We start from the raw sequence: 13548 nt of genomic DNA, 5'->3' as shown, positions 1-13548 counted from the left end.
TTACACTTCCTTATTTTTAAAATGATTTGTTGTTGAATATTTTTCCGATTTCCGTAAAAACAGGCTCATGATCACACCGCAAACAGCCAAAATCATGGAAATTAGAAAGGTGTCGCAGAATCCTGCCGACATTGCCCCTGCTTGTGCTCCCGGTAAATCCGCCGTGACACTGGCCAAATGATTTTTAATATTGGATGTTAGAAAACCGGACATAAGCGCAACGGCAAACGAGCCAAAAACTTGCTGGGCGGATGCGGTTAATGGAGTCACCCGGCTTATGAGGTGTTCTGGAGCGGATTTCAAAACATAAGTGCTGAGCGGCATCGTCGCTAATCCTTGCCCCAAGCCCATAAAAGCGATAATGCCGATCAATAGTTCCAAGCTGCTGGTTTCCCGAATTCCCGATAACCCCCCCAAAGCACTTGCCAGAAAGACAAGTCCTACAAATACCACAGGCCGTGCACCGTATTTATCAAACAGCCTGCCGCCAAGCTGCATCCCGATAAAAGACATGATCGCTTGAGGGATGACGAGCAAGCCCGACTCAAAGGAAGAAAAGCCTCTTACCTGCTGCAAAAATAAAGGTATTAATAAAGCCGACCCTGCTAATGCGGTCCAATTCAGGCAGGTAAGTATCATGCCTTTGCTGAATTCCTTGGAAAGAAAGGAACGCAGTTCAAGCAAGGGTTCTTTCTTTTGAATTTCCACCAAAATAAAGATGGCTAGAAGAATAACTCCCATGGTGATGGACATAAGCGCGGGAATATTTGCCCAGCCCTCGCTGCTCCCGCTATGCACACCATAAACCAATGCGGAGAATGATACGGGAGCTAAAATGGCCCCCCAAATATCCAACTTCACGTTTTTTCCCAAATTGGAGTCCGGAAGATGTTTAATCCCCCATATAAGGGAAAACACACCGATAGGGATATTGATGAGAAAAATCCACCGCCAATGCATATAGTCCAATAGCCAGCCTGACAATACGGGTCCTGCAATGGGGGCAATCAACATAGGTAAACCTAAAATTCCCATGACTGAGCCTCTTTTGTCCGGGGGAGCCAGCTTGAAAGAAAGCGCCATGCTGATTGGAGCAATCATTCCCCCGCCGAGCCCTTGCAGAATGCGGAATATAATTAACTGAGCTGGCGTTGTGGCCATAGCGCATAATGCGGAACAGCCTGTAAATAAGAAGATGGAGGTTAAAATCACTTTTTTCGAGGTGAAGCGGTCCGAAAACCAGCCTGCCAAAGGGATTACTGCAGATAGAGCAAGGGTATATCCGGTAATCGCCCACTGGATCGTTTTTAGATCCGTATGAAAGTTTTTTTCAAGTTGTGGAATCGCTACATTCATGACCGTACTGTCCAGCATGACTAGGAGCATTCCGGTTAAAACAGGTAATAGTGCGGGTAGTATTCTACGCAGCGAAAATGGTTCTGACCTTGCGATGGATTGGTTTGTCATGATCGACCAAGATCCTCCTTGTGCTAATCAATAAGCTTAAAATGGGCGCAGGATATATCACCTCCCTGTACATAAACCGCGGAATGAAGTAAAATAATAAATAGGGAGTAAACATATAATGAGTATACTCACTATTTACTTGATAAGGTGAGTATACTCACTAATTTTTGTGATGTCAAGGAGGATTTATGACGAGTTCAGATTCATCTTCCGGCTACGGAGAGCTGTCGGGCCAAGATTTATTGCACCAGTTATTTAAAATCAATCATCTTCTGCAACGGCAATTTGAAATGGGATTAGTATCTTACGGTTTGCCGGAGCAATTAACGGGGCCAAGATTACGCGTTCTATTGGAGATTTCCGCAGCCGGTAAAATAAGAATGAATGAGCTGGCGAAAAATTTGGGCATTAAAGCCCGTACGGTTACCCAGTTCGTCGACGCGCTTGAGAAGGATCATTTTATAGTCCGTACCCCCGATGCATCCGATCGTCGGGCCACCATTCTGCAGCTTACGGACACTGCGAAATCCTTAATGGAAAGAGCGGAAGAAGTGATGGGGGAAATATCCGATAAATTGCTTGAGCGTTTAACTTTAGAGCAGCGGAACCAATTGCTTGATATTTTATGGCAGCTTGATTCAAATCGAACCGAATTTAGTACAAATGATGAATAAGTCGACATCTCGCTTATGCGGGCAATTTCTTTCAGATCTGGGCATAATCCAGGCTGATCTATGCGGTAAGTTATCAGTACAATAAACCGGAACACAACGGGAAATTTCTGATATTCCGCTGGTTTGAGCGGGCTGTCCAGGCGATTATCGTGGTGCTGGTTTCCTTAGTGGCAGGCAATGCCGCGTGGGAAACCGTCTATATCTTCGATGATCGGTTTACCTATGCGGTAGGCTTCGCGATAGGATGCGCTTTAAGCCTGCTGGTCACTTCACGGCTGAAGAGCATGCATTGGAGGGGCTGAGCCATTACATCAGGCGACGATAAGCCTCTCGAACTCCAATTCCTGCAGAAAAACAAAAAAGCATCCCTGCAATAGGAAAAATTTCATATCCCTTTCCTATATAACTTGAAATATAATAAAAAGATATTTGTAAAAATAAATTGGGGGGAACCACTTTGAGTCTAGCAAAAAATAACCCGGTGCAGGGAAGAAACGATCGTTTTTCCTCAACTGGTTTCATATTGGCCGCCATCGGAAGTTCCGTGGGTCTGGGCAATATGTGGAAATTTCCGTATATTACGGGCGAAAACGGAGGAGCTGCATTCTTTCTGCTGTTTATCATCTGTTTGATCTTGATCGGCTTGCCTCTGCTTCTGGCCGAACTGGCTATCGGACGGGCGGGCAGAGGCAGTGCAGCTACGTCCTTCGTGAAAGCCGGCGGGTCCAAAATCTTTGGTCAACTCGGTTTGCTGCAGGTCATCGCGCCTTTTCTTATCCTGACCTTTTATGTCATCGTTGCCGGCTGGACGCTCCATTATGCCGTGCAGTCCTTCAGCGGAGCGCTTTACAGCAATTCCGACTATAGCGGACAATTCAGCTCGTTTTCCCAAGGCTACATGCCGATCATTTGGCAGGCAGTGGCTATTCTGATCACCGGGTTGGTTGTGGGCAAAGGGATATCCGGAGGCATCGAAAAATTCAACAAAGTGCTGATTCCCGGCCTGATCATTCTCCTGATCGTATTGATGATCCGTGCCGTAACTTTGCCCGGAGCCGGAGCCGGCGTATCCTTTTTTCTTCATCCCGATTTCTCGAAATTAAGCCCGGAAGCGGCATTGGTAGCGCTGGGACATGCCTTCTTCTCTCTGTCGCTCGGAATGGGGATTCTGCTTACCTATGGAGCTTATGTGGACAAGCGTCAGTCTCTCGGTGCAGCCACCCTCGCGATCGGAGCCGGAGATTTGATCTATGCGTTCATTGCGGGGCTCATTATTTTCCCGACGACAGCTTCTTTCGGCATTCAGCCCGATGCGGGTCCGTCCCTCGTCTTCATCGCGCTTCCTGCCGCCTTCTCGGCGATGCCGCTGGGCGCATTTTTCGGCGGGCTGTTCTTCGTGCTGCTGGCGATTGCCGCCCTGACTTCCGCGGTATCGCTGCTTGAAGTCCCCGTATCCTACGTCATGGACCGTTGGGGCTGGGGACGCGTGAAGTCGGTAGTGATCATCAGCATATTGGTGCTGCTGGTCGGACTTCCTTCGGTCCTGTCCTTTGGAATCATACCGGCATTAACAGAAATGGGTGGGAAAACCTTCTTTGACTGGCTCGATTTCATCACATCGAATATTTTGCTGCCGCTTGGCGGACTCATTACTACAGTCTTCGTGGGGTATTTCTGGAAAAATGCTGCGGAAGCCGCCGGGCTGAAAGCGGGCTGGTTCCGGGTATGGCTGTTCATGGTCCGGTATATCGCTCCGGTTCTCGTGTTCCTGGTCCTGCTGCATACAACCGGAATAATTAAATTTTAGCATTGGAAAAGGCAATCTTCAGGCCGCTGTTCAGTGACCTGGAGGATTGCCTTTTTGCGTTTTTACTCTAGCAGAACAAGAGCACCTGTCTTCATAAGAAGGCAGGCGCTCCAGCAAGACCGATTAGTTGGCCGGATCGACTGGCGCTGTCGGCGCCGCTGCATCCGATGGCGATGTCGGATTTTTTTCGGCGGAAACAACTTCGCCGGTTTTGGAATTCACAAATGCGATGTAGACATCCACGTTGCCGTTCTTACCCGCGATAGAGATTTCGACGGTCTCACTGGGTAACATTTCACCGCTTATAGCCGCTACAGCCCGCTGAGCATCTACAACCTGAACATCCGCGAAAGATACAAAATAAAAGGTTCCTTCCATATCCTCTCTCGTGCAGAAAATCGGGAAAGCCTTCATGCCGTCCAAGGATACGTCAAATTTCTCCTCAAGCGCTTTTCTGGCAATATCCACCGCTTTGTCTTCGCTCATATCCTCGCTTGTTTTCTCAGGGGTGATTGAGAGGCCTCGAGCTTTAGTTGCAGGGACCGCAGGGCGAAATTCGCCCACGAACTCTGTTTGCCGATGCTGACCGGTCACCTTTACATTGGGGGCCGTGCCATTTGCAAAAGCATAAGTTGACAATGCGGCGTTCCCCGCGATCAAAGTAACTGCCGCTCCTACCGTAAGTGCTGTGGCGTAAAGCTTTTTTTTCACTTTTCATACCTCCGTCATAAAATGATTGGATTTTCGTAGCTACAAGGCCATTATGAGGGGGTCGTATTATAGACTAATGTTCGAGTTGTAATGAAGTTGTAAAAAGAACGGACACCTTCGTGTACTCTTGTTCTCGGGATTCAATGTGCAGCCGCGCATGATGAAGCTGGGCAATTTGACTGCAGATGGACAGCCCCAGCCCGATCCCTCCCAGTTCTTTGGAACGGGATTTGTCTACGACATAGAAGGCCTCGGTAATTTTTTCGATGTCCTTGTCCGGGATGCCTTTTCCATAGTCAATGACCTCAATGACGATACCCTGCTGCCGCGAATAGCATTTTAGATGAATTTCCCCTCCGTTTTCAGAAGCCTTAATGCTGTTTTCAACCAAATTCATCAACAGCGTCAGCAGCAGGGTAGAATCTCCATAGATCCGCTCTGCCCCGCACTCCTTCACCAAGGCGATCTGTTTTGCCTCCAAATCATGCCGTTCCATCTGTTCCGCATAAGCAAACAAGGGGGCAATCTCCACAATCTGCAAAGCAATCTCCTCGTTCTTCAAATACAGCAGCTCCATCAATTTTCCGGACAGCAGATCCAGCCGGGCCACATGCTCATGAATATAATCGACCGCCATTCTGCGGTCTTCCTCGGTGCTGTTGGCCTGATTTAAAAACTCGCTGTACCCTTTGATCGCCGTAATCGGCGTCTTCAGCTCATGGGTCAGGTTATTGATGAAGTTTTCTTTTTCTTCGCTCGCTTTTTGGATCGTTTCAATATTCGCGGATACCGCGTCCACCATTTTGTTGAAGTCCTGGGCCAATTCCGCGATTTCGTCGCTTCCGCTGACCTTGACCCTTTGATGATAGGCCCCGGCCGCAATATCCCTTACGCCTTTGTTCAAGTTTCGGACCGGAGCGGTTAACCGGAATAACAGCACAATAAGCACAGCGGATAAAATTAACGAAATGACCACACTCAAGGCAATAAAATAGTTGAGCAAGGTATTGTAATAATCCTGCAGATAAGCGGAGCTTCTAGAAATGACCAGCTTAAGCCCGTTAAACTCCATGCTGCCGCCTACGAAGATCCACAGCTGTCCGTCAAGCTTCCTGTATACGGTTTCGCGTTCCCCTTCTTTCAGTTGAAGCTCTTCCCGCTCGCCCGCAAATTGATAGGCATTGGAAAAAACCAACCGCTCCCCATCATATACCTCGGTCAGGATGCCCTCTTCATCGTAATTTTGGGCGATCCCGGAAATGACGGCCTCATAGCCCGAACTGCCGGTACTGTTGGCAAAAGCCCGCAGGATATAGCTTAACGTTTGCTCGATGCTCTCATATTCGCTTACGCCTCTGGACATATCCATCCGCTCGTTTAATTGGTAGCTTTTTTGCAGCAGCGCATAGGCTCCAAGATCAAAAGCGACCAGGAACACGAGCAGCACACATAAATACGTTTTCTGCCAAAATTTCACCTTTACACCTCTAGCCTATATCCGTATTTATATACCGTTTTGATCCGGTGCTCCCAGTTCAGCTTCTTTCTCAGCCTCTGGATATGTACGTCAACGGTTCTCGTGTCGCCATAGAAATCGAAGCCCCAGGTCTGCTCAATAATTTTTTCACGGGAGAGCGCGATATTTTTGTTTTGAATGAGAAAATCGAGCAGCTTAAATTCTTTATTGGTCATTTCCACGGCCTGTCCGTTAACAGTGACGATGTGCTTCTCCAGATCCACCGTCGTTCCGTCCAGGCTGAATTCGGTGGCGTTTTTTTGGTTTCTGCGCAGCACCACATTGATCCGGGCGATCAACTCCACCGCTTCGAACGGTTTGACGATATAATCCTCCGCCCCGCTTTCCAGGCCGTGCACTTTATCGGAAACGGCATTTCGCGCCGTCAGGAAGATCACCGGAATCCCGCGTTTCATAAACCGCTCGATAAGTTCAAATCCATCAAGCCCCGGCAACATCACATCCAGAATGACCAAATCGACACGAGTCTCATTTAAAACCTCTGAAATTTGCTCTCCGCTGTATAATTGAATATATTCATGCCCTACCATTTTCAAATTTAGAGCAATCAGGTCGTTGATTGCCCTCTCATCATCGACGATCAAAATTTTAGCCATTCGATCACACTCCACCGCCATGATACCAAATATCCGCATGAAAGTTATTATGGAGTTGTAAATTTTGAGGCATGTGATCTTCCAATGACAGCCGAACTAATCCATGAGCCGGCCAGTTATCTTTGCTCAGCCAGCTCCCGGTTCACCGCGTCAAGCATCGCCTGGATGGAATCCTGGTCCAACAAGATGCTGACTCCCTCCGGAACCCGTTCCGCCAGCTCATGATCGAAATCCGCAAACCTCTCATTTTCGGCAAGTTGGAACAACTCGCAGTTTTTCAAATCCCGCCAGAAACGAACCGGAGCCTGTCCGGCCAAATAAACCACCTGAACCAAACCTCCGCCAAGTTCAAAATACAAGCAGTTTTTTTGGCGGCGCGGTGCTGATAAATTTACCATCGTTAATTGAACGGGGTGCCTGATCTCGTCCCTGGACAACTCCAGCGACAGTACCTGATGGGTGTCCGCATCAACGGCAAACCTAATGAACGGAACGAAGCCGGCAAAAAATCGCAGGGCGACGGACTCGCGCAACTTCTCCTCAAACGTCCAACCCAGCGGCTGCAAAACAAAGGATTCGCCCCGGTCAAAATAAGCTTTTTGTAGAAACCGTTTTATATCTTCAGTCCCTGAAGCATCATATGCTTGCAGCCTGCCGGTTTCAACCGTATAATACAGCGGGCTTCTTCGGTTCCATCGGCGTTCCGCCGGCCGCGGCTCCCGGTACAAATCCTTTAACACCGGAATTATTCCGGTGTCAGCAGCGTTAAACAGCTCGCCCGTGTCTTTTTTTAGCCGCTGCATGTTTACCTCCTCCACCTTGTCTCCCCGGATCAGATACCTCACCTTTTCAAAATGCGCCGCCACCTGGTCTGCCACTAAATGGCGCATCTCTTCGTCTTCCGCCGGAAGGATAACCATCGTGTCCGGTCCCAACCAAAGGCTCTCCGCCGTAAAAAATTGCCCCAATGCCGTCATCGTTTGCGGAATCCGGTTAAGGTCCGCTTTTTCCATGCGGAAATCCGGATGGTCGAAAACCATTCTTTCTTCACCAACATATTCGATTAAACTGCTGCCCTTGATCCAATCCATCACGGCCCCTCCAAATCGATATTTCGTTTATATCTATAAATTCTATTTATTTTCATATATTCCCCTCAAAGTTCAGGAAAGCTTAAAATCCTGCTCCACATGGCGATCAGCCATTGTTTACTCCCATTAAATAGCATTTACTCCTTTATTTACAGAAACATTCAGAAAAATTCAGAAACGACCAGAAAATATAAGCATGAATTATCTACAATGGATTATATGGCAGTATATATATTATTTTGTAAATTTATGTATTTATTTGAACCTTGAGCAAAATTTGCATTAGAACTAAGATAAAACCGCTATTAAATTCCAATTAAAGGAAGAAAGAAGGCTGTCGAAAATGATGGACAACGCAAGGTCGTCATGCTCATCGTTTCATGCGCTGTAATTTGCGTGTATGCCATGGACCTCAAAGCCGGTGCGGTTCTTAAATCCGAGGAAAACACGAAATAAAATGCAGTCACGGATTTTTTGTCTTAAACACAACGAAAGGATTGTGAGTGTTTATGAAAAAAGTTGCACTAGTAAGCCCATTGAGAACGGCGGTCGGCTCCTTTAACAAAACCCTTGCGCCTTTAAGCGCTCCCGAACTAGGAGCCAACGTGATGACAGCATGCCTTCAGCAAAGCAAACTAGAGCCGGCTAAGATTGATCAAGTCTTCCTGGGAAATGTCCTTCAGGCGGGCATTGGCCAGAATCCCGCCAGACAAGCGGCGCTCAAAGCCGGCATCCCCATCGATGTGCCCGCATCAACAATCAACACGGTTTGCGGTTCAGGGCTTCATGCCGTCGCTTTAGCTTACGATTCCATCTTGGCGGAACAAAGCAGCGTCGTCATGGCCGGAGGCATGGAGAGCATGTCGAACGCCCCTTACCTGCTAAAAGATGCCCGAAACGGCTACAGACTGGGCAACGGCGAACTGGTCGACTCCCTGGTGAACGACGGCCTTACGTGCCCGATCAACAAATACCATATGGGAATTACCGCGGAAAATGTCGCCGAAAAATATGGAATTTCCAGACTTGAGCAGGACGAATTTGCCTACGAAAGCCAGAGCAAGGCCGCGGAAGCCAAAAGCAAAAAAGTTTTTGCGGAACAGATCGTTCCGGTCACGATTAAAACCAAAAAAGAAACGATCAGTTTCGCGGAGGACGAACACGTAAGAGGAGATACCACCAAGGAAAAACTCTCCAGTTTAAAGCCCGCGTTTAAGGGTAACGGAACGGTTACCGCGGGAAATGCTTCGGGAATCAATGATGGCGCGGCGGCCGCCCTCGTCGTGTCGGAAGACAAATGTAAGGAACTTGCGTTAAAACCGCTGGCATATATCAAAGGTTACTCGCTGGTCGGCGTCGATCCCGCCTATATGGGAATGGGTCCGGTGAAAGCCGTTTCGACGCTTCTTAAACGCCAGGGAATGTCCACCTCTGACATCGATCTTTTTGAAATAAATGAAGCCTTCGCCGCACAGGCAGTTGCGGTGTTGAAAGAGCTTGGGATTCGCCCGGAGAAGGTCAATGTCAATGGCGGCGCGATCGCGATCGGGCATCCTGTCGGGGCAAGCGGCGTTAGAATTTTGGTTACGCTGGTTCATGAAATGGTACGGAGATCTGCGCGTTACGGCATAGCCTCGTTATGCATCGGAACGGGCATGGGAATCGCGATGCTGGTTGAAAATGCACTTATTTAATAAAGAAGGGAGACCCTAGAACGTTATGAATCAAAAAGAAGTACTTTCACTGCAATCGATGCCCGCGGCCAGCGCCAGTTACGGGCGCCCGCCATGCCGTTTCATCAACCGGGAATTTTTTATTGTGACTTATGAATCCGATCCCGCCGCGATCAGACAGGCGGTCCCGGAACCGCTTGAGCCGGATGGAAGCAACACCGTTTCGTACGAATGGATCAAGATGCCCGATTCGTCCGGTTTGGGAAGCTACGAGGAAAGCGGGATTGTCATTCCGTGTACTTTTCATGGCGAACCGTGCAATTTTGTCGCGCAAATGTATTTGGACAACGCGCCTGCCATTCTCGGGGGCCGGGAAATCTGGGGATTTCCGAAAAAATGGGCGAAACCTCGCCTGAGAGTCGAAGAGACCGAGACGCTGACAGGCACATTGCATTATAATAACGTCCTGGTTGCCATGGGAACGATGCCTTTCAAATATCACATTCTTGATGCGGAGGAAACGGCTAAATCGATCGCCAAAACCCAGGTGAACTTAAAATTGATCCCCGATGTTGACGGCACCCCGAAAATCGCGCAGTTAGCAGCGTATAATCTGGAAAACATCACGGTCAAAGGCGCCTGGTCAGGTCCCGCCAGATTAAGCCTGGTCCCCCATGTCAACGCCCCTGTGGCCGATTTGCCGGTGAAAGCTTATGTCGGCGGAAAACATTTTATCGCCGATTTAACGCTGCCTTATGCGAGAGTCATCCATGATTATCTCCAATAAAGTTAGCTTCCTTAAAAATTAGACAAGGTGGGAGAAACATGATGAACAAAGTCATCTCCGCGGAAGAAGCGGTTAAGAAGGTGAAAGACGGGGATACGGTGATGGTCGGCGGTTTTCTGGCCGGAGGTTATCCGGAAGAGCTGGTGCGCGCGCTGGTCGACACCAATTCCGCCGGCAATTTAACCATTATTTCCAACGACACGGGCACAGCGGAATTATCTATCTATGAGCTTGTGAAAAGCGGCAGAGTTAAGCGGATTTTTGCCTCCTATATCGGCGCCAATCCGGAAACGGGAAGACTCCTGATGACGAAAGAAGCGGATGTGCGGCTCTTCCCGCAAGGCACGCTCGCGGAAAAAATCCGCGCGGGAGGAGCGGGTTTGGGCGGTGTTTTAACCCCAGTGGGCGTGGGCACCGTTGTCGAAGAAGGTAAACAGAAGCTGGAGATTGACGGACGGGAATATTTGCTGGAGCTGCCGCTCAAAGCGGACGTGGCGTTAATTCGGGCCCATAAGGCGGATGAAGCGGGAAATCTGGTCATCAACGGCTCTTCACGCAACTTTAATATCGTTATGGCTACGGCGGCCGAGTATGTCATTGCGCAGACGGACGAATACGTAAAGGCGGGGGACATTGACCCCAACCATGTCAACATTCCCGGAATATTTGTCGACGCGATTGTAAAGGTGGGAGATTAAGCATGAATAACCGAGAATTAATCGTTAGAAGAATAGCCCGGGAGTTTAAAGACGGCGATGTCGTCAACCTGGGAATCGGCATGCCTACCATGGCGGTGGACTATATCCCCGACAACGTGCATATTACGCTGCAGGCTGAGGACGGAATCGTCGGCGTAGGCCCCAAAGCGGCTCAGGGCAAAGAAAGGCTCGATTGTATCGATGCCGGCGGAAACTACGTAACAACCGTGAAAGGAGCTTGTTTTATCGACAGTACGCTTTCTTTTTCCATTATTCGCGGAGGGCATGTGGACATCACCGTTCTGGGCGCCCTGGAGGTCGATGAGCAAGGCAACCTGGCAAGCTGGATGATTCCCGGGAAAAAAGTGCCGGGCATGGGCGGGGCCATGGACTTGGTGGTCGGAGCCAAGCGGGTGATCGTAGCCATGGAGCATCTGACCAAAGACGGGGCGCCGAAAATCTTGAAATCCTGCAAGCTGCCCCTGACCGCCGTAAAGGTCGTAAAGACCATCGTCACCGAAATGGCCGTCATCGATGTAATTCCGGGCAAAGGGCTGATGCTGAAGGAAATCGCCCCGGGTTTGTCGGTGGAAGACGTTCAGAAGGTCACCGAGGCTGAGCTGATGGTTTCAGCGGATTTGAAGGCTATTGCAGTGTAAGCGGATAGAAATGGAACAAGCCCTTAGGGAAAACAGCTTCCCGAGGGGGCTTGTTCTTTTTCGGGCTTGTTCTTTGGGTCGTATTAGTTCGTCGTCACCTTTACCTTATAAGGGTACGTAATACCATCCTGATTAATATCAAGATATTGAATATTGTCAGGAGTTGCGGAAACTACTAAATAAACCGCTTTTTCATCCCCTTGCAAACGGACGCTGTTTTGACCGTGATTCCACATCGTAGAATATCTGGTATCTCCCGCATGCGTTACGGTAACAATGCTGGCTCTCCAATCAGCGCCTCTCGCTGTGCTCGTACCCTGGAAATCAACCGTGACGGAAGTTTTGCTTAAATCGATATTCAAAGGAACAATGTTATAGCCTGTCTGTTGCGGAGCTTTGCCGGCAGGCACTGTCATCCAGCCATCATGTTGTTTTTCCAAGGTCGTATATATCTTTTCATAATTGCCGCGCGTTCTCAAAAGTTCATCCAAATGCTCCAAATAATATTCCTGACTCTTAAAGTCCATCGTCACCATTCTTCTGGCCATTCCGCCCAGTATTTCTTTAATGGAAACGCCCGTTACCTTTTCCATGGATGCAAAATAAGTAGAGTCCTCTTGGCCGTAAGTCAATAAATTTAACAACGCTTGATGGCCAAGTCCGCCGAGGTTGTCCGGATTTTCGTTAATGTACAGGAAAATAGGCCAAGCATCGTACCAATTCTTAACATGTGGAAAATGGGATTCCGAGTTCAGGACATAGGGGGCGAAAAAGTCGGAGGTTGGCCCGTACACCCTGCCGCCATAACTATAATAATCACTGCCTAAATATTCATTGCGCAGGAAGTTGGCAATCGCTTCATTCCACGCATAAGGGACAACCCCTCCGTTATGGAATACAAAAACGTGCGCCAATTCATGAGGCACCACCCAGCTAGGCGGATCCACGCGCATGGCTCCCGGCATCATGACAATATAGCCAAAAGAATCTTGGTCTACAGACATATAAGCCCAATCGTTGGAAGTTTTGTCCAGCCCGGTTTCCGCAATATAAATGTTTGTTTTATATTTTCCGGTGATCCATGGATTTTGAGAACTTCCGATATCCCCTAACCCAATTTTGTCAATGTAAAATGAACGAATCGTTTCCAGGTTTGCCAAATTGCCCTCGGCAAATTGCCGATTTACGGTTCCGGTTGTATCCCTGTTGCCCCAAATAATCTGAAAATGCTCGGAAACCGCGCGATTTACTGAAGCGTCGGATAAAGAATAAAAAGCGTCCCTTGCTTTGTATTCGCTTGCAAATACTTCGCTTTCCGCGCTTTCTGCGCTTTCCGTAGTTGTAGCACTTCCCGTAGTGGCAGCGTTTTCTGACTCCGACGCTTTTGCCGTTGTGACAGCGCCCGGTAAATCGGGCAAAGCCCCAAAGCCGGTTGCACTCAACGACAATAAAACCATCAACAAACAACAGAATAGCCTTTTCATCATTAACACGCCTCCCTCAATAATGAAATATTGGTAGTTTCTACTATACAGTAACATATTTATCGGCATTTTATTTCAAATATTTTTAGAATCGGTCGAAATTCCCAGAATTTACGAATAATATATGATCAATGGTCTCTTATTTTATTTTTGGAATGATAGGTCTAGGCATTATAAGGTATAAAAATAAGGACAAAAACGCCCGTTATTCCGGCGATATCCGTTCATTTGAAGGAAATAAAGGAAATTCATGTCGCTATGTACTCCCCTCGCAAGAAAATACCCGCTTTCAGGACCATCCATAGGAAAATAAGTACATAAAATGCCGCTAATAGAGATGAACATGCTAGGGCTGCGGATCATA

General features: G+C 48.3%; 12 protein-coding genes. 6 read left to right on the top strand and 6 right to left on the bottom strand.

What is annotated here, in order from left to right:
• Complete coding sequence (locus DYE26_RS00210; protein WP_036621203.1) at positions 1–1467, bottom strand: MDR family MFS transporter; 1467 nt, start codon at positions 1465–1467, stop codon at positions 1–3.
• 188 nt (positions 1468–1655) lie between these two features.
• Between DYE26_RS00210 and DYE26_RS00205 the strand changes: the two genes are divergently transcribed.
• Positions 1656–2141 (top strand): MarR family winged helix-turn-helix transcriptional regulator, encoded by a 486-nt coding sequence (locus DYE26_RS00205; protein WP_051985361.1) that lies wholly within the window; start codon positions 1656–1658, stop codon positions 2139–2141.
• Between the two features lie 457 nt (positions 2142–2598).
• Positions 2599–3948: a sodium-dependent transporter gene (locus tag DYE26_RS00200; protein ID WP_036621202.1), complete on the top strand. Its 1350-nt coding sequence runs from the start codon at positions 2599–2601 to the stop codon at positions 3946–3948.
• Between the two features lie 123 nt (positions 3949–4071).
• Here DYE26_RS00200 and DYE26_RS00195 read toward each other — a convergent pair whose 3' ends face one another.
• The 4 genes from DYE26_RS00195 to DYE26_RS00180 all read right to left on the bottom strand — a co-directional run bounded on the left by DYE26_RS00195 (position 4072) and on the right by DYE26_RS00180 (position 7883).
• A complete protein-coding gene (locus DYE26_RS00195) occupies positions 4072–4659 on the bottom strand; it encodes a hypothetical protein (protein WP_036621200.1) in 588 nt (195 codons plus the stop codon).
• A 73-nt stretch (positions 4660–4732) separates the two neighbouring features.
• Positions 4733–6136, bottom strand: a complete 1404-nt coding sequence (locus DYE26_RS00190) for a sensor histidine kinase (protein ID WP_036621199.1) — start codon at positions 6134–6136, stop codon at positions 4733–4735.
• A 2-nt stretch (positions 6137–6138) separates the two neighbouring features.
• Positions 6139–6792, bottom strand: a complete 654-nt coding sequence (locus tag DYE26_RS00185) for a response regulator transcription factor (RefSeq protein ID WP_036621198.1) — start codon at positions 6790–6792, stop codon at positions 6139–6141.
• A gap of 116 nt (positions 6793–6908) precedes the next feature.
• On the bottom strand, positions 6909–7883 hold the full coding sequence (locus DYE26_RS00180; RefSeq protein WP_036621197.1) for a hypothetical protein: 975 nt from the start codon (positions 7881–7883) through the stop codon (positions 6909–6911).
• A gap of 509 nt (positions 7884–8392) precedes the next feature.
• Between DYE26_RS00180 and DYE26_RS00175 the strand changes: the two genes are divergently transcribed.
• Genes DYE26_RS00175 through DYE26_RS00160 form a run of 4 tightly spaced genes read left to right on the top strand, consistent with a single transcriptional unit; the run spans position 8393 to position 11700 of the window.
• The gene (locus tag DYE26_RS00175; protein ID WP_036621196.1) at positions 8393–9577 is read left to right on the top strand and encodes an acetyl-CoA C-acetyltransferase; all 1185 of its coding nucleotides are present in this window, start codon (positions 8393–8395) and stop codon (positions 9575–9577) included.
• Positions 9578–9602: 25 nt separating this feature from the next.
• Positions 9603–10343, top strand: a complete 741-nt coding sequence (locus DYE26_RS00170) for an acetoacetate decarboxylase (RefSeq protein ID WP_036621194.1) — start codon at positions 9603–9605, stop codon at positions 10341–10343.
• A gap of 38 nt (positions 10344–10381) precedes the next feature.
• Positions 10382–11041, top strand: a complete 660-nt coding sequence (locus DYE26_RS00165; RefSeq protein ID WP_036621193.1) for a CoA transferase subunit A — start codon at positions 10382–10384, stop codon at positions 11039–11041.
• Positions 11042–11043: 2 nt separating this feature from the next.
• Positions 11044–11700 carry a 3-oxoacid CoA-transferase subunit B gene (locus DYE26_RS00160; RefSeq protein WP_036621190.1) on the top strand — a complete coding sequence of 219 codons (657 nt, stop codon included), beginning with the start codon at positions 11044–11046 and terminating at the stop codon, positions 11698–11700.
• A gap of 83 nt (positions 11701–11783) precedes the next feature.
• Here the strand turns inward: DYE26_RS00160 and DYE26_RS00155 are convergent, their stop codons facing one another.
• Positions 11784–13187 (bottom strand): DUF6055 domain-containing protein, encoded by a 1404-nt coding sequence (locus tag DYE26_RS00155; protein ID WP_240534114.1) that lies wholly within the window; start codon positions 13185–13187, stop codon positions 11784–11786.
• Positions 13188–13548 lie beyond the last annotated feature (361 nt).

Origin of the sequence: Paenibacillus macerans (assembly GCF_900454495.1) — a bacterium.
Lineage (GTDB): Bacteria > Bacillota > Bacilli > Paenibacillales > Paenibacillaceae > Fontibacillus > Fontibacillus macerans.
The sequence above is the reverse complement of the archived record's forward strand: the minus strand, read 5'-3'. Positions and strand labels throughout refer to the sequence as shown.

What these genes read in the sequence shown, in the direction of transcription:
- DYE26_RS00165 (WP_036621193.1), top strand. Translation starts at nt 10,382, where the DNA reads ATGATGAACAAAGTCATCTCCGCGGAAGAAGCGGTTAAGAAGGTGAAA.
- DYE26_RS00175 (WP_036621196.1), top strand. Translation starts at nt 8,393, where the DNA reads ATGAAAAAAGTTGCACTAGTAAGCCCATTGAGAACGGCGGTCGGCTCC.
- DYE26_RS00180 (WP_036621197.1), bottom strand. Translation starts at nt 7,883, where the DNA reads ATGGATTGGATCAAGGGCAGCAGTTTAATCGAATATGTTGGTGAAGAA.
- DYE26_RS00205 (WP_051985361.1), top strand. Translation starts at nt 1,656, where the DNA reads ATGACGAGTTCAGATTCATCTTCCGGCTACGGAGAGCTGTCGGGCCAA.
- DYE26_RS00210 (WP_036621203.1), bottom strand. Translation starts at nt 1,467, where the DNA reads ATGACAAACCAATCCATCGCAAGGTCAGAACCATTTTCGCTGCGTAGA.
- DYE26_RS00155 (WP_240534114.1), bottom strand. Translation starts at nt 13,187, where the DNA reads ATGATGAAAAGGCTATTCTGTTGTTTGTTGATGGTTTTATTGTCGTTG.
- DYE26_RS00185 (WP_036621198.1), bottom strand. Translation starts at nt 6,792, where the DNA reads ATGGCTAAAATTTTGATCGTCGATGATGAGAGGGCAATCAACGACCTG.
- DYE26_RS00160 (WP_036621190.1), top strand. Translation starts at nt 11,044, where the DNA reads ATGAATAACCGAGAATTAATCGTTAGAAGAATAGCCCGGGAGTTTAAA.
- DYE26_RS00170 (WP_036621194.1), top strand. Translation starts at nt 9,603, where the DNA reads ATGAATCAAAAAGAAGTACTTTCACTGCAATCGATGCCCGCGGCCAGC.